This window comes from Klebsiella sp. JB_Kp031 (assembly GCF_040064295.1).
GTDB lineage: Bacteria > Pseudomonadota > Gammaproteobacteria > Enterobacterales > Enterobacteriaceae > Klebsiella > Klebsiella quasipneumoniae.
Genome location: NZ_JBEAJW010000042.1, coordinates 278,844 through 300,672, shown reverse-complemented (window position 1 = coordinate 300,672; position 21,829 = coordinate 278,844). Strand labels below are relative to the sequence as shown.

Annotated in this window: 17 protein-coding genes; 13 read left to right on the top strand and 4 right to left on the bottom strand. The window is 59.0% G+C overall.

Features of this window, described 5'->3' with window-relative positions:
* Positions 1–318: 318 nt before the first annotated feature.
* Both puuC and ABLV64_RS24385 read left to right on the top strand, forming a co-directional pair.
* Positions 319–1,806, top strand: coding sequence for an aldehyde dehydrogenase PuuC (gene puuC, locus ABLV64_RS24390; protein WP_048294461.1), 1,488 nt, complete (start codon positions 319–321; stop codon positions 1,804–1,806).
* Between the two features lie 2 nt (positions 1,807–1,808).
* Entirely contained in the window at positions 1,809–3,089 is a 1,281-nt protein-coding gene (locus tag ABLV64_RS24385) for an FAD-binding oxidoreductase (protein WP_004201473.1), read from the top strand.
* Here ABLV64_RS24385 and ABLV64_RS24380 read toward each other — a convergent pair.
* A complete protein-coding gene (locus ABLV64_RS24380; RefSeq protein WP_008805923.1) occupies positions 3,086–4,048 on the bottom strand; it encodes a LysR substrate-binding domain-containing protein in 963 nt (320 codons plus the stop codon). The two genes, ABLV64_RS24385 and ABLV64_RS24380, sit on opposite strands and share 4 nt — an antisense overlap.
* A gap of 82 nt (positions 4,049–4,130) precedes the next feature.
* Here ABLV64_RS24380 and ABLV64_RS24375 point away from each other — a divergent pair, with 82 nt between their 5' ends.
* The 5 genes from ABLV64_RS24375 (at position 4,131) to ABLV64_RS24355 (ending at position 10,996) form a co-directional block, all read left to right on the top strand.
* Complete coding sequence (locus ABLV64_RS24375; protein WP_217325004.1) at positions 4,131–5,216, top strand: tartrate dehydrogenase; 1,086 nt, start codon at positions 4,131–4,133, stop codon at positions 5,214–5,216.
* Between the two features lie 522 nt (positions 5,217–5,738).
* Positions 5,739–7,346, top strand: coding sequence for a BCCT family transporter (locus ABLV64_RS24370; RefSeq protein WP_004201469.1), 1,608 nt, complete (start codon positions 5,739–5,741; stop codon positions 7,344–7,346).
* Between the two features lie 36 nt (positions 7,347–7,382).
* Positions 7,383–8,507 carry a carnitine monooxygenase, oxygenase subunit YeaW gene (gene yeaW / locus ABLV64_RS24365; RefSeq protein ID WP_094309339.1) on the top strand — a complete coding sequence of 375 codons (1,125 nt, stop codon included), beginning with the start codon at positions 7,383–7,385 and terminating at the stop codon, positions 8,505–8,507.
* Between the two features lie 18 nt (positions 8,508–8,525).
* Positions 8,526–9,974 carry an NAD-dependent succinate-semialdehyde dehydrogenase gene (locus tag ABLV64_RS24360; protein WP_004201467.1) on the top strand — a complete coding sequence of 483 codons (1,449 nt, stop codon included), beginning with the start codon at positions 8,526–8,528 and terminating at the stop codon, positions 9,972–9,974.
* A 56-nt stretch (positions 9,975–10,030) separates the two neighbouring features.
* A complete protein-coding gene (locus ABLV64_RS24355; protein WP_017899478.1) occupies positions 10,031–10,996 on the top strand; it encodes a PDR/VanB family oxidoreductase in 966 nt (321 codons plus the stop codon).
* Between the two features lie 37 nt (positions 10,997–11,033).
* On the opposite strand, the gene ptsP is transcribed toward ABLV64_RS24355, so the two are convergent.
* The gene (gene ptsP / locus ABLV64_RS24350; RefSeq protein ID WP_017899477.1) at positions 11,034–13,535 is read right to left on the bottom strand and encodes a phosphoenolpyruvate--protein phosphotransferase; all 2,502 of its coding nucleotides are present in this window, start codon (positions 13,533–13,535) and stop codon (positions 11,034–11,036) included.
* Between the two features lie 309 nt (positions 13,536–13,844).
* Between ptsP and ABLV64_RS24345 the strand changes: the two genes are divergently transcribed.
* The 5 genes from ABLV64_RS24345 to ABLV64_RS24325 are packed head-to-tail and all read left to right on the top strand — an operon-like array spanning position 13,845 to position 18,808.
* Positions 13,845–14,921 (top strand): PTS fructose transporter subunit EIIC, encoded by a 1,077-nt coding sequence (locus ABLV64_RS24345; RefSeq protein WP_004201464.1) that lies wholly within the window; start codon positions 13,845–13,847, stop codon positions 14,919–14,921.
* Between the two features lie 20 nt (positions 14,922–14,941).
* Positions 14,942–15,262, top strand: coding sequence for a PTS fructose-like transporter subunit IIB (locus ABLV64_RS24340; RefSeq protein ID WP_004201463.1), 321 nt, complete (start codon positions 14,942–14,944; stop codon positions 15,260–15,262).
* A gap of 50 nt (positions 15,263–15,312) precedes the next feature.
* The gene (locus ABLV64_RS24335) at positions 15,313–17,610 is read left to right on the top strand and encodes a formate C-acetyltransferase (protein ID WP_017899476.1); all 2,298 of its coding nucleotides are present in this window, start codon (positions 15,313–15,315) and stop codon (positions 17,608–17,610) included.
* Positions 17,576–18,451 (top strand): [formate-C-acetyltransferase]-activating enzyme, encoded by an 876-nt coding sequence (locus ABLV64_RS24330; RefSeq protein WP_217325006.1) that lies wholly within the window; start codon positions 17,576–17,578, stop codon positions 18,449–18,451. The genes ABLV64_RS24335 and ABLV64_RS24330 overlap by 35 nt, the downstream gene beginning before the upstream one ends.
* A 15-nt stretch (positions 18,452–18,466) precedes the next feature.
* On the top strand, positions 18,467–18,808 hold the full coding sequence (locus ABLV64_RS24325) for a PTS fructose-like transporter subunit IIB (protein ID WP_004201460.1): 342 nt from the start codon (positions 18,467–18,469) through the stop codon (positions 18,806–18,808).
* Between the two features lie 13 nt (positions 18,809–18,821).
* Here ABLV64_RS24325 and ABLV64_RS24320 read toward each other — a convergent pair whose 3' ends face one another.
* Entirely contained in the window at positions 18,822–19,589 is a 768-nt protein-coding gene (locus tag ABLV64_RS24320; RefSeq protein ID WP_017899475.1) for a phytanoyl-CoA dioxygenase family protein, read from the bottom strand.
* Between the two features lie 261 nt (positions 19,590–19,850).
* Here ABLV64_RS24320 and ABLV64_RS24315 point away from each other — a divergent pair, with 261 nt between their 5' ends.
* On the top strand, positions 19,851–20,684 hold the full coding sequence (locus tag ABLV64_RS24315; RefSeq protein ID WP_032455802.1) for an AraC family transcriptional regulator: 834 nt from the start codon (positions 19,851–19,853) through the stop codon (positions 20,682–20,684).
* 17 nt (positions 20,685–20,701) lie between these two features.
* Here the strand turns inward: ABLV64_RS24315 and ABLV64_RS24310 are convergent, their stop codons facing one another.
* Positions 20,702–21,601, bottom strand: a complete 900-nt coding sequence (locus ABLV64_RS24310; RefSeq protein ID WP_017899473.1) for a GGDEF domain-containing protein — start codon at positions 21,599–21,601, stop codon at positions 20,702–20,704.
* Between the last annotated feature and the right edge of the window lie 228 nt (positions 21,602–21,829).

The following is a 21,829-nucleotide window of genomic DNA, read 5'->3' as shown; positions in this document are numbered from 1 at the left end:
TTTAGCCTGAACGAGCTTCAGGCTTTCTTCAGACCTGCGGCGGCGGAAATTTTATTTTCGTCGCCGCGAAAAACTCGCAGTCATAACGTTGGTGCCGGAAGGGAATCTTATTTTCTGCTGGCCCTGAAATAATTAACGCCGTGAATGGCGACTCACCCCTGAATTATTCGGCATGCAGACAACCTGTCGAAATTTAGGGTGATAAAACGGTATTCAACTCCGGGGATACACTATGCCCTGCGCCTGGCGCAGCGCCCCCGTGCAGCCTGAAAACGCCGATGTGATTAATTTGCCGATAATGTTTTTTAAGGAGTCATGATGAATTTTCAGCACCTGGCTTACTGGCAGGAAAAAGCGAAAAGCCTGGCCATTGAAACACGATTATTTATTAACGGCGAATATTGCGCCGCGGTCGATAATACCACCTTTGAAACCATTGACCCTGCCGCGCAGCACACGTTAGCCCATGTCGCTCGCGGCAAAAAAGCCGACGTTGAGCTGGCGGTGAAGGCCGCGCGTCGGGTCTTTGATAACGGCGACTGGTCACAGGCCGCTCCCACGCAGCGTAAAGCGGTTCTCACACGCTTTGCCGACCTGATGGAGGCCCACTGCGAAGAGCTGGCGCTGCTGGAAACGCTGGATACCGGCAAGCCGATTCGCCACAGCCTGCGCGACGATATTCCCGGCGCCGCCCGCGCCATCCGCTGGTATGCCGAAGCGCTGGATAAAGTCTATGGCGAAGTGGCTCCTACCGGCAGCAACGAGCTGGCGATGATCGTCCGCGAACCGATTGGCGTCATCGCCGCGGTGGTGCCGTGGAACTTCCCGCTGCTGCTGGCCTGCTGGAAGCTCGGCCCGGCGCTGGCGGCGGGCAACAGCGTGATCCTTAAGCCCTCGGAAAAATCGCCGCTCACCGCGCTGCGCCTCGCCGGGCTGGCGAAAGAGGCGGGCCTGCCGGACGGCGTGCTGAACGTGGTCAGCGGCTTTGGTCACGAAGCCGGACAGGCGCTGGCCCTGCATCCAGACGTGGAGGTCCTTACCTTTACCGGCTCCACCCGCACCGGCAAGCAGCTGCTGAAAGACGCCGGCGACAGCAATATGAAGCGCGTGTGGCTGGAAGCGGGCGGCAAGAGCGCCAACATCGTCTTCGCCGACTGCCCGGATCTGCAAAAAGCGGTCAGCGCCACCGCCGGCGGCATCTTCTACAACCAGGGGCAGGTGTGCATCGCCGGCACTCGCCTGCTGCTGGAGGAGAGCATCGCCGACGAGTTCCTGGCACGACTGAAAACCGAAGCGCAACACTGGCAGCCGGGCAACCCGCTCGACCCAAACACCACCATGGGCATGCTGATTGACAACACCCATGCCGACAGCGTGCACAGTTTTATTCGCGGCGGCGAAAGCAAAAGCACGCTGTTCCTCGACGGGCGGAAAAATCCGTGGCCTGCCGCCGTCGGCCCGACCATTTTTGTTGACGTCGACCCGGCCTCCACCCTCAGCCGGGAAGAGATCTTCGGCCCGGTGCTGGTGGTGACTCGCTTCAAAAGCGAAGACGAGGCGCTGCGGCTTGCCAACGACAGCGACTACGGCCTCGGCGCTGCGGTATGGACCCGCGATCTCTCACGCGCCCACCGCATGAGCCGCCGCCTGAAGGCCGGTTCGGTCTTCGTCAACAACTATAACGATGGTGATATGACCGTCCCCTTCGGCGGTTACAAACAGAGCGGCAACGGACGCGATAAGTCGCTGCACGCGCTGGAAAAATTCACCGAACTGAAAACCATCTGGATTGCCCTGGAGTCTTAATCATGACCGAACATACCACCAGCTATTACGCCGCCAGCGCCAACAAATATGAACCCTTTCCGACGCTGGACGAATCGATAAGCTGCGACGTCTGCGTCGTCGGCGGCGGCTACACCGGACTCTCGTCTGCCCTGCATCTGGCCGAAATGGGCTACGACGTGGTGGTGCTGGAAGGGGCGCGCATCGGCTTCGGCGCCAGCGGCCGCAATGGCGGTCAGCTGGTTAACTCCTATAGCCGCGATATCGACGTGATTGAAAAAAACTACGGCCCGGATGCCGCTAAAATGCTCGGCAGCATGATGTTCGAAGGCGGCGATATTATTCGCGAACGTATCCAGCGCTACCAGATCCAGTGCGATTATCGCCCGGGCGGCCTGTTCGTGGCGATGAATCACAAACAGCTGGAGACGCTGGAAGAACAGAAAGCCAACTGGGAGCGCTACGGCAACACGCAGCTGGAGCTGCTGGACAGAGAGGCGATTCGTCGCGAAGTGGACAGCGACCGCTACGTCGGCGCCCTGCTCGACCACAGCGGCGGCCATATTCATCCGCTCAACCTCGCCATCGGCGAAGCGGACGCCATTCGCCTGAACGGCGGCCGGGTCTATGAGCAGTCGCCGGTCACCCGCATTCAGCACTCCACTCCGGCAGTGGTCAGCACCGCCCGCGGCCAGGTCACTGCCCGCTATGTGATCGTCGCCGGCAACGCCTATCTCGGCGACAAACTGGAGCCGGAGCTGGCGAAGCGCAGCATGCCTTGCGGCACCCAGGTGGTCACCACCGCTCCGCTGTCGGAGGAGGTCGCTCGCTCGCTGATCCCGAAAAACTACTGTGTGGAAGACTGTAACTATCTGTTGGATTACTACCGCCTCACCGGCGACAACCGCCTGCTGTATGGCGGCGGCGTGGTCTACGGCGCCCGCGACCCGGACGATGTGGAACGGCTGATTATGCCGAAGCTGCTGAAAACCTTCCCGCAGCTGAAAGGGGTGAAAATCGACTACCGCTGGACCGGCAACTTCCTGTTGACCCTCTCAAGGATGCCGCAGTTTGGTCGCCTCGATACCAACATCTACTACATGCAGGGCTACAGCGGGCATGGGGTCACCTGTACCCACCTCGCCGGACGGTTGATTTCGGAACTGCTGCGCGGTGACGCTGAGCGTTTCGACGCCTTTGCCAAACTGCCGCACTACCCGTTCCCGGGCGGCCGCAGCCTGCGCATTCCCTTCACCGCCATGGGCGCCGCCTACTACAGTCTGCGCGACCGCCTGGGGGTTTAATCGCCTCTGCCGACGGCGCTGGCCGTCGGCTCATGCTGCGGATAGTGCTGCTGAAAGTAGTGGCGCAGAAACTCCACAGTGGTGCGAATTTTAGCCGACGTCGCCAGCCGGGAAACATAGACTGCCCAGACGTTGGCAGGCTGAAAGAATTCCGGCAGCACATGCACCAGATGGCCGCTGGCGATATTCTCCCGGACGTCCCACCATGAACGTAACGCAATTCCTTGCCCGTCCAGACACCACTGATGCACAATTTCACCATGGTTGGACGACAGCGGCCCGGTCACCTTGATCGCATGCTGCCCCTCTTTGCTGTGCAACTGCCAGATGCCAAACGGATGATCGCGTTCTTTAATCACCAGGCAGGGTAAGGCGGCCAGATCGCTCAGCTGTTTCGGCGGTGGATGGCGGGCAAGGAATTGCGGCGAGGCGCAGAGCACGCGGTGGTTGGCCGCCAGCTGGCGGGCAATCAGATTCGGCGCGATATCATCGCCCACACGAATATCGAGATCCACCCCTTCATTGACTAAATCCACCAGCCGGTCCTGGACATCGAAACGCAGTTCCAGCTGCGGGTACTGAAGGGCCAGCGCCGACAGCGCCGGGGCCACCACCCGGCGGCCAAAGCCGAAGCTACTGATAATACGCAGCGTTCCCTGCGGCACCTGGCGCACGTCGGAAAGCTCGTCCATCATCTCATCGACATCCTGCAAAATGCGCTGCGCCCATTCGTAGATCCGCTCCCCCTCCTCGGTAATGGTGACCCGGCGGGTGGTCCGGTGCAACAACACCACATTCAGGGTTTGCTCCAGCAGCGAAACCCGCTTGCTGACGAACGCCGGTGATACGCCAAGCTCTTCGGCGGCGGCGGCGAACCCGGCCCGGCGAGCGACCAGCATAAAGACGCGTAAATCATTTAGCAGCGGCAGATTATTCATGATCTGTGTTTTATGTTTCACCAGTTAGCGTGATTAATTATGAACCAGTCAATTATAGGATAGGCAGGTGGTCAAACATCATCGCTAAAAAGTGAGAACCGGAATGAAAAAAAACTATCGTATTGCCGCCATCCCGGGTGACGGAATTGGCAAAGAAGTTCTGCCTGAAGGGATTCGCGTGCTGCAAGCCGCCGCACAGCGTTGGGATCTGTCATTGAGCTTCGAGCAGATGGAGTGGGCAAGCTGCGAATATTATGCCCATCACGGCAAGATGATGCCGGACGACTGGCGCGAGCAGCTGCAGGGCTTCGATGCCATCTACTTCGGCGCCGTCGGCTGGCCGGATACCGTTCCCGACCACATTTCGCTGTGGGGGTCGCTGCTGAAGTTCCGCCGTGAGTTTGACCAATACGTCAACCTGCGTCCGGTGCGTCTGTTCCCCGGCGTCCCCTGCCCGCTGGTGGGCAAAAAGGCCGGCGATATCGATTTTTACGTGGTGCGCGAAAATACCGAAGGCGAATATTCCGCCCTCGGCGGGCGCGCCAATGAAGGCACCGAGCATGAAGTGGTGATTCAGGAGTCGGTCTTTACCCGCCGCGGCGTGGACCGGATCCTGCGCTACGCCTTCGAACTGGCGCAAAGCCGCCCACGCAAAACGCTGACCTCCGCAACCAAATCCAACGGTCTGGCGATCAGCATGCCCTACTGGGATGAGCGGGTGGAAGAGATGGCCAAAAACTATCCGGATATTCGCTGGGACAAGCAGCATATCGATATCCTGTGCGCCCGCTTCGTGCTGCAGCCGGAGCGTTTTGACGTGGTCGTCGGCTCCAATCTGTTCGGTGATATTCTCTCCGATCTCGGCCCGGCTTGTACCGGCACCATCGGTATTGCGCCATCGGCGAATCTCAACCCGGAGCGCACCTTCCCGTCGCTGTTCGAACCGGTTCACGGGTCGGCGCCGGATATCTATGGTAAAAATATCGCCAACCCGATCGCCACCATATGGGCCGGGGCGATGATGCTCGATTTTCTCGGCAACGGCGATGCGCGCTATCACGCCGCGCACAACGGCATTCTGGCGGCGATTGAGCAGGTGATTGCCAGCGGGCCGAAAACCCCGGATATGAAAGGCAGCGCGTCAACGCAACAGGTCAGCGACGCTATCTGCAAAGCCATTTTGGCGTAATTACCCAAGCCGCTCCCCGGTCGCGCGGCGCTTACCGGGGCTACAAAAGGCACAATAATGTAAAAACACGGCCCTCAGCCCGCATCCCTGCGGGCTGCCCCGACCTGCCGGGAACGTCTCAGCGATGTTGAGGCCACCAACACCGGCAGTTTCAGCAACAATGGTGAATACATTAAAGGCAGGCCGCACGGACCGTAGCCCGGGTAAGGCGCAGCCGCTACCCGGGAAGACCTGCGCCAACTTCCCTCTCTTTTCGCTATGCAGAATCCCCCACGATTGACAAGTGGACCGCATCACAGCGTCAAACTTTATTAATTCCTGAAAAGACAGAACCTGCGCCAATTCACCTTTTATTATTTCCGTTCCGTGTTTTATTGCTTCACGAAACGGCCAATTGTTTAATTCATGTAACGAAGAAATAATCCGATTGTTAATAGCTTTTGCTACGAACCTTGACCCTACAGCGTGATAACAACGACAGGCTAAAGCCACCGACGGGCAATCATGCCCAGGAGATCACCCATGTTGAGCAACGTAAAGAAAAAAGATGTGCCGCTGATTGCCATCAGCCTGGCGGCCATTGTTTTCATCGCCGCTACATTAAGTCTCTTCCCGCAGCAAACCGCGCAGGCGGCTGATTCGATTTTTAACGGCGTGACCCGCCTGCTGGGTTCCACGGTACAGGTACTGGTGCTGCTGGCGCTGGGACTGGTGCTCTATCTGGCGACCAGCAAATACGGCAATATCCGTCTCGGCGAAGGTAAAGTCGAATACAGTACCCTCTCATGGCTGTTTATGTTTATCTGCGCCGGGCTCGGCTCCTCCACGCTGTACTGGGGCGTCGCCGAATGGGCTTATTACTACCAGACCCCGGGCCTGAACATTGCCCCGCAATCGCCGAAAGCGCTGGAATACAGCATCCCTTATTCTTTCTTCCACTGGGGGGTTAGCGCCTGGGCGACCTACACTCTCGCCTCGCTGATCATGGCCTATCACTTCCACGTGCGGAAAAATAAAGGCCTCAGCCTCTCCGGGATCATTTCAGCGATCACCGGAGTGAGTCCGCAGGGCTTCTGGGGCCGTCTGGTCGATCTGATGTTCCTGATCGCTACCGTCGGCGCGTTAACCATTTCGCTGGTGGTCACTGCCGCCACCTTCACCCGCGGCCTGTCAGCGCTGACCGGGCTGCCGGATAACTTCACCGTGCAGGCGTTTGTGATCCTGCTCTCCGGCGGTATTTTCTGCATGAGTTCGTGGATTGGCATCAACAACGGCCTGCAGCGCCTGAGCAAAATGGTCGGCTGGGGGGCATTTCTGCTGCCGTTGGTGGTATTACTGGTTGGCCCAACCGAATTCATCACCAATAACATCATTAACGCCGTCGGCCTGACGACTCAGAACTTCCTGCAGATGAGCCTGTTTACCGATCCCCTCGGCGACGGCGCCTTTACCCGCAACTGGACCGTCTTCTACTGGCTGTGGTGGATCTCCTATACCCCGGGCGTGGCGATGTTCGTCACCCGCGTCTCCCGCGGGCGCAAAATCAAAGAGGTGATATGGGGACTGCTCCTTGGTAGCACCGCCGGCTGCTGGTTCTTCTTTGGGGTGATGGAAAGCTACGCCATGCACCAGTTCGTTAACGGCGTGATTAACGTACCGCAGGTGATGCAAACTCTTGGCGGCGAAACCGCCGTCCAGCAGGTCCTGATGTCGCTGCCGGCAGGTAAGCTGTTCCTCGCCGCCTATCTGTTCGTGATGATTGTTTTCCTCGCCTCGCATATGGATGCGGTGGCCTACACCATGGCGGCGACCAGCACCCGCAACCTGCGCGAAGGCGACGATCCGGATCGCGGCATGCGCCTGTTCTGGTGCGTGGTAATTACCCTCATCCCGCTATCGATTCTGTTTACCGGCGCTTCGCTTGAGACCATGAAAACCACCGTGGTGCTGACCGCCCTACCATTCCTGGCCATTTTACTGATTAAAACCGGCGGCTTCGTGCGCTGGCTAAAACAGGACTACGCCCACGTGCCGGTCAATCAGATAGAAACCCATACGCCCGAGCCAATGATTAAAGCCGAGACGCTACCGGTTGGCACGGTACTCAAAGGCGACGGCCAGTCGCTGTAAAACCTCTTACTGACAATAATCACAAGGTGACCTTACATGAGCAATTTGAGCCCTGACTTTACTCTGCCGATTAACTTTTGCGCCAATCCGCAGGATGCCTGGACCATTCCGGCCCGTTTTTATACCGACAGCCAGGCGTTTGAACACGAGAAAGAGCGCATCTTCGCCAATAGCTGGATTTGCGTCGCCCACGGCAGCGAGGTCGCCCGGCCGAACGACTACATCACCCGGGAGATCATTGGCGAAAATATCGTTATCGTCCGCGGCCGCGACAACATTCTGCGCGCTTTCTATAACGTCTGCCCGCACCGCGGCCACCAGCTGCTGAGCGGTGAAGGTAAAGCCAAAAACGTGATTACCTGCCCCTATCACGCCTGGGCCTTCAAGCTTGACGGCAATCTCGCCCACGCCCGCAACTGCGAAAACGTGGCGAATTTCGATAGCGAAAAGGCGCAGCTGGTGCCGGTTCGCCTGGAAGAGTATGCCGGCTTTGTGTTTATCAATATGAACCCGCAAGCAGAGAGCGTGGAAACGCAGCTGCCGGGCCTGCAGGACAAAGTGTTGGAAGCCTGCCCGGACGTGCATGATCTGAAACTGGCGGCGCGCTTTACCACTCTCACCCCGGCGAACTGGAAAAATATCGTCGATAACTATCTGGAATGTTACCACTGCGGCCCGGCGCACCCGGGCTTCTCGGATTCCGTACAGGTTGACCGTTACTGGCACACCATGCACGGCAAATGGACGCTGCAGTATGGCTTCGCCAAGCCGTCCGAGCAGTCATTTAAATTCGAAGAAGGTACCGACGCCGCGTTCCACGGTTTCTGGCTGTGGCCGTGCACCATGTTCAACGTGACGCCGATCAAGGGCATGATGACCGTGATCTATGAATTCCCGGTGGATGAAGAGACCACTCTGCAGAATTACGACATCTATTTCACCAACGAAAAGCTGACTGACGATCAGAAAGCGCTGATTGAGTGGTATCGCGACGTGTTCCGCCCGGAAGATTTACGCCTGGTGGAAAGCGTGCAGAAGGGGCTGAAGTCCCGCGGCTATCGCGGCCAGGGGCGCATTATGGCGGATAACAGCGGCAGCGGTATCTCCGAGCACGGTATCGCGCATTTCCACAATCTGGTGGCCCAGGTGTTCCAGCCGTAATCGTTGAAGGAGTTGGCTATGTCCGTGTTTCACTCAGATCTGTTTCGCCAGCAGGCGCTGATTGCCGGAAGCTGGCGCGACGCCGCCGACGGCACGACGCTTGCCGTCAGCAACCCTTCCACCGGCGCGACGCTCGGCCAGATCCCCAATATGGGTCGGGCGGAAGCGCAGCAGGCGGTGGATGCTGCCGCTGCCGCGCTGCCGGCATGGCGCGCGCTTACCGCCGCCCAGCGCGCCGCGTTATTGAAGAACTGGCACCGCCTGATCCTCGAAAACAAGACCGCGCTGGCGCAGATAATGACCGCCGAGCAGGGCAAGCCGCTGGCGGAAGCGGAAGGCGAAATCGCCTATGCCGCCTCATTTATCGAGTGGTTTGCCGAACAAGGGAAACGTGCCAACGGCGAGATAATCCCCTCCCCCGGCGCCGATAAACGCCTGATGGTGATCCGCCAGGGAGTGGGGGTCTGCGCGGCGATCACCCCGTGGAACTTCCCGGCGGCGATGATCACCCGTAAGGCCGGCCCGGCGCTGGCCGCGGGTTGTACGATGGTGATAAAGCCCGCCAACGAAACGCCGTTTACCGCGCTGGCGATGGCGGAACTGGCGAATCAGGCCGGGATCCCGCAGGGCGTTATTAACGTTGTCACCGGACAGTCGCGTGAGATTGGCGCGGTGTTCACCGGCGATGAACGGGTGCGTAAGCTCTCCTTTACCGGCTCGACCGAAGTTGGCCGCGTGCTGATGCGCCAGTGCGCGGAATCCATCAAAAAGCTCTCTTTAGAGCTCGGGGGTAACGCGCCGTTTATCGTCTTTGATGACGCCGATATCGATAAAGCGGTCGAGGGAGCGCTGATCGCCAAGTTCCGCAACGCCGGGCAAACCTGCGTCTGCGTCAATCGCTTCTATATTCATCGCGCCGTCTACGACCAATTCTGCGATAAATTCGTCGCCCGCGTCGCCGCCCTGAAAGTGGGCGATGGCAGCGAGTCCGATGTCCAGATTGGCCCGCTGATCAACGCCGACGCCGGGCGCAAAGTCCAGTCCCTGCTCGACGACGCCCTGAGCCGCGGCGCCACGCTGTTAACCGGCGGTAAAGCGCACCCACTGGGCGGTAATTTTTTCACCCCTACGGTGATCGGCGACGTACAACCGGGGTCACTGCTGCTGCAGGAAGAGATTTTCGGCCCGGTGGCGGCGCTGGTGAAATTTGACGATGAGCAGCAGGTCATCGAGCAGGCGAATAACACCATCTACGGTCTCGCCTCCTATTTTTACAGCAACGATGCCGCCCGTATCTGGCGCGTCTCCGAGCAGCTGGAATACGGCATGGTCGGCATCAATACCGGACTGATTTCCAACGAAGTCGCGCCATTTGGCGGGGTGAAACAGTCGGGTCTTGGCCGCGAAGGCTCGGAACACGGAATCGAAGATTACCTGGAGATGAAGTATCTCTGCCAGGGGTTATAAATGTATTCTCCCGGCGGCGGCTCTGGCCACGCCGGGATTTTTGATGGAGTTCAGCGATGTCTGATTATCAAATGTTTGAGACGATCGTTCGCGATGTTGAACAGATCACCGCCCAGGTGAAGCGTTTTACGCTGGTGTCGCCGACCGGCGCCCCGCTGCCGGGATTCAGCGGCGGTAGCCATATTATCGTCCAGATGCAGGATGGCGAGCAGCGCTACAGCAATGCTTATTCGCTGATGAGCTCGCCGCTGGATACCACCAGCTGGCAGATTGCGGTGCGTCTTGAGTCGCCTTCCAAAGGCGGCTCGCGCTTTATGCACCAGCAGGTGCGCCCGGGCGATACCCTGACGGTGTCCACGCCCAACAACCTGTTCGCCATCGAACCACAGGCGCGAAAACATCTGCTGATCGCCGGCGGTATCGGCATTACGCCATTCTTGTCGCATATTCCGGAACTGGAACAACAGCAGGCCGACTGGCAGCTGCACTACTGTTTCCACGACGCCGACAATAATGCTTTCGTCGATGCGCTCAGCGCCGCGCCGTGGCGCGATCGGGTCAATATTCATGTATCAGCGCTCGGCAGCCGTCTCGACCTGCCGCGCCTGTTCGCCGACCTCGAGCCCGGAACCCACGTGTATACCTGCGGCCCGGCGGCGCTTAACGAGGCGGTGAAAGCCGCCGCCGAACGCCATCAGGTGCCCGCCAGTCAGCTGCACTTTGAGCAGTTTATCGTTGAGGATAAAGGCGGAGAGGCGTTTACCCTGGTGCTGGCGCGTTCCGGCCGCGAATTTACCGTACCGCAGGACATGACCATTTTGCAGGTTATTGAGAATAACAAAGCGGCGAAGGTGGAATGTCTGTGCCGCGAAGGGGTCTGCGGCACCTGCGAAACGATGATTCTGGAAGGGGAAGCGGACCACCGCGATCAGTATTACAGCGAGGAAGAGAAAGCCAGCCAACAGAGTATGCTGATCTGCTGCTCGCGCGCCAAAGGCGGCCGGTTAGTGCTGGATTTATAGCTCGCTCTCCGGCCAGCGCCGCTGGCCGGAAAACCGATCATAGCTCCAGCTCGCGGCGCAGCAGTTGCGCGATATCTTCGCGGCTCTGCGCGGAGACCAGAGCTTGACGGAACTCCGCATGCATAATGCGTCGCGCCAGGCGCGAGAAGATGCGCATATGCTGGTCGCCCGCCGAGTGCTTATTCAGCGTCAGCATAATCACAAACTGCGCCTCTTCATCGCCCCACATCACCGGCTGCGCCAGCCGGGCGACGCTGATGGTCGACTGCTCAATATGCTCGGATTTACTGTGCGGTATGGCGAAGCTAAAGCCAAGCCCGGTGGAGAACACCGCCTCACGGGCCCACAGGTCAGCCTCCAGCTTGCGTGGGTAGCGGCAGCGACCGGCCAGCAGCAGGTTATCCGTCATCCCCTTCAGCACTTCTTCCTTACTACGCCAGTCGCTGTTGAGCGTAATGCACTCGGCGCTCACCAGCGGCACCTCCTGCTGGCGCATACGGAACTGGGCCAGCAGATGCTCCACCTCCAGCGAGGTACGGCACTGCATCGCCTGATTCAGCAGCTGACGGCAGGCGCGGCTGTCCAGCTGCGCCAGACGTGCTTTGGTCGCCGGGATCGCCGGCGCGCTCATACTCAGTTCATCCAGACCGAGACCGACCAGCAGCGGCAGCACCGAACCTTTGGCCCCCAGCTCGCCGCACAAGCCGATCCATTTCCCCTGCCGGTGCGCCGCCTGCACGGCATAGTCCAGCGCACGCAGGAAGGCCGGGTTGAGACTGTTGTAATGGCGCGTCACTTTCGCGTTATCGCGGTCGACCGCCAGCAGATACTGCGTTAAGTCATTGCTGCCGATGCTAAAGAAGTCCACCTCTTCGCAGCACTGATCGATGATGAACATCACCGACGGCACCTCCAGCATGATGCCCAGCGGGATTTTTTCATCAAACGGGATCTGTTCAACGCGCAGCGACTGTTTGGCCTCCGCCAGCCGCTCTTTCACCCACAGGATCTCTTCCATGGAGGAAATCATCGGGATCATGATCTTCAGCGCGCCGTGCGCCGAGGCACGTAGAATCGCCCGCAGCTGAGTATGAAACAGCGCCTGGTACTCTTCATAGATGCGCACCGCGCGGTAGCCGAGGAAGGGGTTATTTTCCGCAGGAATGTTGAGATAGGCCACCGGCTTATCACCGCCGATATCCATAGTCCGCACAATAATGCTGCGCCCGGCGGCAGGCTCCAGCGCCTGACAGAAGATGTTGTAAAGCTCATCTTCCGATGGCGCGCCGGGCCGGTCCATATACAGCATCTCTGTGCGGAACAGGCCAACCGACTGCGCACCATTGTTGAATGCCGCCACCGCCTCTACCGAATGGGCGATGTTCGCCGCGATCTCGACGCGGATACCGTCTTCCGTCTGCCCTGGCTTATCCAGCCATACCTGCTGCTGTTGCTGGATCTGCGCCTGAACCCACCCCTCCTGCTGATAGTAGCGCGCCACCGCCGGACTCGGATCCACCACCAGCAGTCCGGCGGTGCCGTCGATCTGCACCTGGGTACCCTCCCACGGCAACAGTGCGTCGAGGTCAACCCCCACCAGGGTCGGAATATTGAACGAGCGGGCGAGGATCACGGTGTGCGACGTGGTGCCGCCGCCGCGCAGCAGCAGCCCTTTGAGATGCGCTTTATCCAGTTCGAGAAACTGGCTGGGGGTCAGCTCGTCGGCAAGGCAAATGGTGGCCTCCCGCAGCTGGCCCGGGGGCGGAAAGCGGGCTTCGCCATAGATATGTTGCAACAGCTGGAAGCAGACATCGCGCACATCGAGCACCCGCTCCTGTAGATAAGTGTTGCCGGAGTCGCGGAACCGTGCGCAGAAGTGGTCGCTGGTGGCGACAATCGCCTGCGCGCAGCTGAGGCCGGTAAGAATGCCGTCGAGCAGGTGCTGGCGCAGCGAGGCATCCGTCGCCAGCGAGCGGTGGGCATCGAGGATTGCGCTGGCGGTACCGTCATTGTCCAGCAGCCGCAGCTCAATGTCTTTTACCAGCAGGCGCAGGCCATTATCCAGCGCCGCCTGCTCCTGTTCGGGAGCGACGGCGCCCGGCAGTTCCCCCAGCGCATGCAGATCGCGGGATTTCAGGTGTATTAGCCTGCCCCCCGCGCTGCCGGCGCACACCGGATGGGCATGAAACAGCGTCGGGTTCAGCCGTGAAAGCGACTCTGGCACCGGCTGGATCTCCAGCGTATGCGCAGCGGGCAGCGGCGCGTCACAGTGAGGAAACTCATCGCGCATAAAGGCCGTTAACGCGGCGAATGCCTCAGCTTCATCTTCGCCGTGAATGACCAGCTGGCAGGCGTCGCCCTTCAGGGTATTGCTGCCGATGATCGCCAGCGCGCTCTTGGCATTTCCGCTGGTCTCGCGGCGCAGATTGCGCCACTCAATCGCCGATGAAAAACGGTTACACAGCGTTTCGACCAGACTGGCCGGACGCGCATGCACGCCGTTTGGCAAATCACATGTAAACTCAATGACCAGAGCCATCGCCTTCCTCCTGAGCAATCCATTATTTACCCAAAAGGTAATGAATGAAGGGGCCGGGGACTAGGTGATAAAACTGGCAATTACTGGACTATTGTACACACGATACTTTTTTATGCCCGCCATCACAATTCCATCCATTTAGCGCTCATCCTTCCTGCCATCATTAAGATTTGAGGTGGATCGCAATTCCTTTCTAACATTACAAATGTCCAGTAAATGCACTTTTTCTCTACTGTTTTATGCGGCGCCCTTTTTCTAATGTTGAGCCATCAATACTGTCACGGGCCCTACAGCGCTCAGGAGCAAACAATGAACGAACTGGTGCAAATACTAAAAAATACCCGCCAGCATCTGATGACCGGCGTGTCACACATGATCCCCTTTGTGGTCTCCGGTGGGATCCTGCTGGCGGTGTCCGTCATGTTGTATGGCAAAGGCGCAGTTCCCGATGCCGCCACCGATCCCAACCTGAAGAAGCTGTTTGACATCGGCGTCGCCGGGCTGACGCTGATGGTCCCTTTTCTCGCCGCCTACATCGGGTACTCCATCGCCGACCGCGCCGCGCTGGCGCCCTGCGCCATCGGCGCCTGGGTGGGCAACAGCTTCGGCGCCGGCTTCTTCGGCGCGCTGATCGCCGGCATGATCGGCGGCCTGGTGGTCTACTACCTGAAAAAAATACCGGTCCACAAGGTGCTGCGCTCGGTGATGCCGATTTTCATTATTCCCATCATCGGCACCTTTATTACCGCCGGGATCATGATGTGGGGGCTCGGCGAACCGGTGGGCGCGCTAACCGCTAACCTGACCGGCTGGCTGCAGGGTATGCGTGAAGGCAGCATCGTGGTGCTGGCCATCATTATGGGCCTGATGCTGGCCTTTGATATGGGCGGCCCGGTGAACAAAGTGGCCTACGCCTTCATGTTGATCTGCGTCTCGCAGGGGATCTACAGCGTGGTGGCTATCGCCGCCGTCGGCATCGCCGTGCCGCCGCTGGGGATGGGGTTGGCGACGCTGATCGGCCGTAAATATTTCACCGCCGAAGAGCGGGAAACCGGCAAAGCGGCGCTGGTGATGGGCTGCGTCGGGGTCACTGAAGGGGCGATTCCCTTTGCCGCTGCCGACCCGCTGCGCGTTATTCCGGCCAATATGATTGGCGCTGCCAGCGGCTGCGTCACCGCGGCGCTGTTGGGGGCCCAGTGTTACGCCGGCTGGGGCGGGCTCATCGTGCTGCCGGTGGTCCAGGGCAAACTTGGCTTTATCGCCGCGCTGTTGGTCGGTGCCTGCGTCAGCGCCGCCTGCGTCATTGTGCTGAAAGCGCTGGCTAAAAAGAAATCGTCTGACGCTAAAGCCGACGACGAATTAGATCTTGATTTCGAAATTAACTAACAGACTGGAAGGAACAGATTATGACCCACATTATCGCTGTCACCGCCTGCCCGTCGGGCGTGGCTCACACCTACATGGCCGCCGAGTCGCTGGAAAGCGCCGCCAAAGCCAAAGGCTGGCAGGTTAAAGTCGAAACCCAGGGCTCAATCGGCATTGAAAACGAACTGACCGCCGAAGAGATCGCCGCCGCCGATATGGTCATCCTGACCAAAGATATCGGTATCAAATTCGAAGAGCGTTTTGCCGGGAAAACTATCGTGCGCGTCAATATCAGCGATGCGGTCAAGCGCGCCGACGCCATCATGAACAAGATAGACAGCCATCTTTCTCAGCGTACCTGAAGCCTTACAAGGGGCGCCCTCGCGCCCTTCGCCACCACATGGAGTTTGTCATGACGAATCGTACTCAACGCCTGAAAGCCAGCCTGTTCGCCCAGCCGCGCGAAATCTCCCTGGAGCGCGCTCTGCTGTATACCGCCAGTCATCAGCAAACGGAGGGCGAACCGGTGATTATTCGCCGGGCGAAGGCCACCGCCTGGATCCTCGATAAGGTAGACATTTCGATTCGTGATGATGAACTGATTGCCGGCAACCGGACCATCAAACCGCGGGCAGGCATTATGTCGCCGGAGATGGATCCCTACTGGCTGCTCAACGAACTCGACGCCTTTCCGACCCGGCCGCAGGACCGCTTCGCGATAAGCGAAGAAGATAAGCAAATATACCGCGAAACGCTGTTCCCCTACTGGGAAAAGCGCTCAATGAAGGATTTTATCAACGGCCAGATGACCGACGAGGTCAAGGCCGCCGTCAGCACCCAGATATTCAGCGTGAACCAGACCGATAAGGGCCAGGGCCATATCATCATCGACTATCCGCGTCTGCTCAATCATGGCCTCGGGGCGCTGGTGGCGGAGCTAAAAGCCCACTGCGAGCAGCAACCCGGGAACCACTTTTATCAGGCGGTGCTGATCCTGCTGGAAGCCTCCCGGCGCCATATTCTGCGCTACGCCGCGCTGGCCGAGGAGATGGCTGGGCACTGTCAGGACCCGCAGCGTCAGCAGGAGCTGTTAACCATCGCCGCTATTTCGCGCCACAACGCGGAGCACCGGCCAACGGACTTCCCCCAGGCCTGCCAGCTGTTCTGGTATATGAACATCATTCTGCAGTACGAATCCAACGCCAGCTCAATTTCACTGGGGCGTTTTGATCAGTATATGCTGCCGTTTTATCAGGCGTCGCTGAATCAGGGTCAGGATCCGGCGTATCTCAGGGAGCTCCTGGAGTCGCTGTGGGTGAAATGCAACGATATCGTGCTGCTGCGCTCCTCGAGCAGCGCGCGCTATTTCGCTGGTTTTCCCACCGGCTACACAGCTCTGCTCGGCGGACTGACGGAAACCGGACGCAGCGCGGTCAACGCGCTGTCGTTTTTATGCCTCGATGCCTATCAGAACGTGCAATTGCCGCAGCCGAATCTTGGCGTGCGGGTCAACGAGCTGATTGACCGCCCGTTCCTGCGTAAAACCGCTGAAACCATCCGCCTGGGCACCGGCATTCCACAGATTTTCAACGACGAGGTGGTGGTCCCCGCCTTCCTCAATCGCGGCGTGTCGCTGGAAGACGCCCGCGACTACGCGGTGGTCGGCTGCGTCGAGTTGTCGATCCCTGGCCGCACCTACGGCCTGCATGATATCGCCATGTTCAACTTGCTGAAGGTTATGGAACTGGTCCTGCAGGAAAATGAAGGGCAACCGGAGGTCAGCTGGGAAGGACTTATCAGTCAGATCCGTGACAAAATTCGTTATTACATCAAGCTGATGGTCGAGGGCAGCAATATCTGCGATATCGGCCATCGCGACTGGGCGCCGGTCCCCCTGCTCTCCTCGTTCATTGAAGATTGCGTCCGGCACGGCAAAGATATCACCGCCGGCGGCGCGCGCTATAACTTTTCCGGCGTCCAGGGCATCGGGATCGCCAACCTGAGCGATTCACTGCACGCCCTGAAGGGGATGGTTTTCGATCAGCAGCGTCTCAGTTTTGACCAACTGATGGCGGTCCTGAAAGCCAACTTCCGCACGCCGGAGGGAGAAAAGATCCGCGCCCGGTTGATTAACCGTTTTGAGAAGTACGGTAACGACATCGACGAAGTCGATAATATTAGCGCCGATCTGCTGCGCTTTTACTGCAAAGAGGTGGAGCAGTACCTGAACCCGCGCGGCGGCCATTTTACTCCCGGCTCCTATACCGTCTCGGCGCATGTGCCGCTGGGCTCGGTGGTGGGGGCTACCCCGGACGGGCGGCTGGCCGGCGAACAACTGGCGGACGGCGGCCTGTCGCCGATGGTCGGCCAGGATGCTCAGGGGCCGACGGCGGTGCTGAAATCGGTCAGCAAGCTGGATAACTATCTACTGTCGAACGGTACGCTGCTTAACGTCAAATTCACCCCGGCAACGCTGGCCGGCGACGGCGGGCTGAACAAGCTGGCAGACTTTTTACAGGCTTTCTGCAAGCTCAAGCTGCAGCATATTCAGTTTAACGTGGTCAATGCCGACACCCTGCGTGAAGCGCAGCAGCGGCCGCAGGACTTTGCCGGCCTGGTGGTGCGCGTCGCGGGCTACAGCGCCTTCTTTGTTGAGCTGTCGAAGGAGATTCAGGATGACATCATCCGCCGCACCGCGCATCAGCTGTGAGGTGATGGAGACGCGCGCCGATCGGGCGCGTATTTTTAACCTGCAGCGCTACTCGCTCAACGATGGCCAGGGGATCCGCACGGTGGTCTTTTTCAAAGGCTGCCCCCACACCTGCCCGTGGTGCGCCAACCCGGAGTCAATGTCGCCGAAGATCCAGACCCTGCGCCGGCAGAGCAAATGTCTGGGCTGCGCCCGCTGTCTGCAGGACGTCGCCGAGTGTCCCTCCGGGGCATGGGAGCAGATCGGTCGCGACGTGACGCTGGAGAACCTCCTTCAGGAGGTGCTCAAAGATGAAGTCTTCTTCCGCGCCTCCGGCGGCGGTGTCACCCTCTCCGGCGGGGAGGTGCTCATGCAGGCCGGGTTTGCCGCCCGTTTTCTTCAGTGCCTGCGCCAGTGGGGGATCCGCACCGCCATCGAGACCGCCGGCGACGGCGCCTTTGACCGTTTGCTGCCGGTGGCTGAATCCAGCGACGAAGTGCTGTTTGATTTTAAAATCATGGATCCTGAGCTGGCGCGGTCGCTGCTGCGAATGAATCAGCCGCGGGTACTGGACAATTTTCGCCAGCTGGCGACAAGAAACATCAATCTGATCCCGCGGGTGCCGCTGATCCCGGGTTACACCATGAGCGTGGATAATTTTCGCCAGATACTGGCGTTTCTCGCGCCGTTCGCGCTAAAAGAAATGCACCTGTTGCCGTTTCATCAATATGGCGAGCCAAAATACCGTCTGCTGGGCAAACCCTGGGCGCTGGCCAGCGTGAAAGCGCCTGGCGAAGCGGACATTCAACCTTATCGGATAATGGCCGAAGCGGCCGGATTCCACGTCACTATCGGCGGTTAACGCCAGGAGGATGTTATGGACTTCAATATTGTCGCCGTCACCGCCTGCGTCAGCGGGGTGGCGCACACCTATATGGCTGCCGAACGGCTGGAAAAGGTCGGTCATCATGAAAAATGGCACCTGAAGGTGGAAACCCAGGGCGCGCTCGGCGTTGAAAATCGCATTACCGCAGAAGATATCGCCCGCGCCGAAGTGGTGCTGCTGGTGACGGATATCGAAATTGACGACGCCCAGCGCTTTAGCGGCCTGCGGACGATTAAAACCAGCATCAAGAGCTTCCTGCTGCAGCCGCAGCAGATCGTCGAGGCCGTGAAAAGCATCATGAAAAAGCCGGTCGTCTATGTAGAACTTCCCTGACCGGCGACGAGTCTTACTCTACATCCAGCAGCCACTTTTGCGCTGGCGTCAGGCGGCTTGCCGTTTCCGGCGTCAGCCAGCGCCGCTGGTCCTGCTGCGGCGTATCCGCGCGATCGATATATAACCCATGCAGCACGCGTCGTCGGCTACCCTCACGATTACGGGTACCGCCGTGCCAGGCGTGGGCGTTGTAGATCATCACGCTGCCGGCCGGCGCAGCAAACACAATCTCGTCTGGGTGGGCCTGTTCCGGGTCGTCCAAGACTTCTTCCGGCAACTCCGGCCGCAGGTGGGTTCCAGGGATAATCCGCGGCGCGCCGTTAGCGGCGCTTAAATCGTCTATTGCCCAGATGGTATTCACCAGGTGGACTTTGGGAAAATCCGGGCGCGGCTTTTTCCAGTCGGCGTGCAGCGGCTGGTGACCGCCGTTATACAGCGCCTCACGCGCATTAAGGCTGGAGACTTTAAAATCACCGTTGAAGATATAGCGGCAGGCGGAGAGGATCAGCGGGTGGGACCAGACTTTCTCCCAGATAACCCCCTTATTCACCAGGTTGGCGATCCGCGTCGCAGTCGCTTCCTGATGGTGTTCCATCGCCAGATTGTCGCCTTCACGCTCAACCAGGGTATCAATTAGCCGGCGCATTTCGCTCAGCCACTGGGCGTCAACGACGTTATGCACGACGGTGTAGCCGAGGGTGTCGAGTTCATGTTTCATTTGCGCACTAAGCGCCTGACTGGCGCCTAACGCATCGAGAAAACTAGCCGATGGTGAGTTCATTTTGCGTTCCTTTTTAACGTTCCGATAACACAAACAAACTCTACTGGTCCATCCGCGGCATGACAGGAGGCGAGCGCTACGAAAAACTGGACATACGTACGCGAGCCACCGAAGTGTGATGGGCATCAACAATCGCCTCTCCGGCGATGCATGCGCGGCGCCTGGCAGGGAATTCGCTGCGCAAATTGACGAAACAAACGCTGTCTGGGGATAAAAAATAGATTACCATCAACAGGATAATGCGCATGCTGAGGGCAAAGAATGATTGAAGATCTGCCAGATATTCTGCATCGGTTAATCAGTCAAAAAGATCATTTACAGGTGAGATTTCCTGAGCCGGATATCTCCGTCCCTGCCCTCGCCCTCAACGTGCCGTTTCCGCGTCTGGAAATAGTGCTGGAGGGCCAGCTCAGTGAACAGGGACTGCCACTGGCCGCCTCGACGTTAACCACTTTACAGGTGCTGTACGTGCAGGCGGGAAAATGGACGCTGCCGCAGTGGACCGGCCCGGCCACCACCCTGAGTATTCTGTTTGGTCGACAGAAGCTGGGGTTCAGTATTCAGCGCTGGGACGGGAAAAGCCTGCACACGGAAAAGCAAAGCGTTGCCCGCCTTGGACCGCGCGTGGGCTCTTACCTGTTGCTGAGCCTGAACGAAGTCAGCCTGCAGCCCGATCCGCTGACCGCGCGGTTGGTGGTCGCCGCGCTGCTGAGTCACTGTCGCGAACAGCTGGTTGGGCTGGAAATGCGCGTCAGTCGCAGCCGGGATCTGTTTCTCGCCGTTCAGGACTACCTCGAGGAAAATCTTAGCCTGCCGCTGACGCGGGAATCGGTGGCCAGACGTTTTCACATCACGCCCAACTATCTTTCGCATATTTTTCAGAAATCAGGCTCGGTGGGATTTAACGAATATCTGACCCGGGTGCGTCTGGAAAAGGCAAAACAGCTGCTGCGCGGCTACGACCTGAAGGTGAAAGAGATCGCCCATAACTGCGGCTTTGTCGACAGCAACTATTTTTGCCGGGTCTTCAAACGCTACACCGAGCGTTCGCCGTCAGAGTATCGGCGACACTGCCGCAGCACGCAGCAGACCTAACCTGCCGTGTCGGAATATTACGCCCACTCCACGCGCCCACGCCCGTTGTGCTTGGCCTTGTACAGTGCCTCGTCGACTTTGCGGATAAACGTCTCCTGCGCTTCACCCGGCCGCCAGGTTCCCACGCCAATGCTGATCGACAGCGGCGCCTGATGATTGATCAGGATGGTGCGGGCATTGTCGAGGATCGACTGCGCCAGGGCGTGCAGTTCAGGCTCCGACAGGCCATCGACGATAATGGCAAACTCTTCCCCACCAATACGCGCCGGCAGGACCTGCTCGCTGGTCAGTTTCGCCAGCTGTTTCCCCAGGGAAAATAACACTTCATCCCCCACCAGGTGGCCCCAGGTATCATTGATTTTCTTGAAAAAATCGATATCCAGAATCATGAGCCCCAGCGCATGCCCGGACTTTTCGCGAATGGTATCGATGAAAAAACGGCGATTGGGCAACTGAGTGAGCTCGTCCTTCAGTGATTGCGAGCGCGCATCAACGTACAATAGGTTGATGCGCTCAATAATTTTGTAGACGCCCACCACGGTCAGCAGCATCCCGGAGAGGCGCAGCAGATCTTCGCAGTAATACCCCATCCAGCGCGGCTGAACCACTATCTCATCCATCACATCGAACGTGCCGCCAGCAATCCACAGCAGCAGCCCATAGCGCACCCAGTTGACGGCGATATGGCTCATCCGCACCTTTGCTGAGCTCCACAGCATAAACACCAGAAACAACAGCGCCAGCAAATCGATATAGAGCCCGGGGTTGGCCAGGATCTCACGCCACGTGCCGATCGGCGGCGACACCAGCGCACAGCCGACAGCGACGGCGACGATGACCAGCAGCGCAGGCAGCAACGTACCCCGCGCCAAAGCGGATGGAATGGAGCGATTCGCAGGAGTATGGCATTCAGGCATAACGATGTCTCACGGTAACAGCAGGGCCGATCGCGGGACAGGATAGCAGTTAAGCGCAGCGGGACGAATGAAAAAGCGACGCGCCGACAAACGGCGGTGAGGTAGACTGACCTCGCGGAATTGTTCCAACGTACTACCACTCCATGGCGACGAGGTCAGTGGCGCGGATACTATCGGCTAAATCCGTCAGCTGATTAGCTTTCCGTGCGGCGCCACCGTTATCCGGCG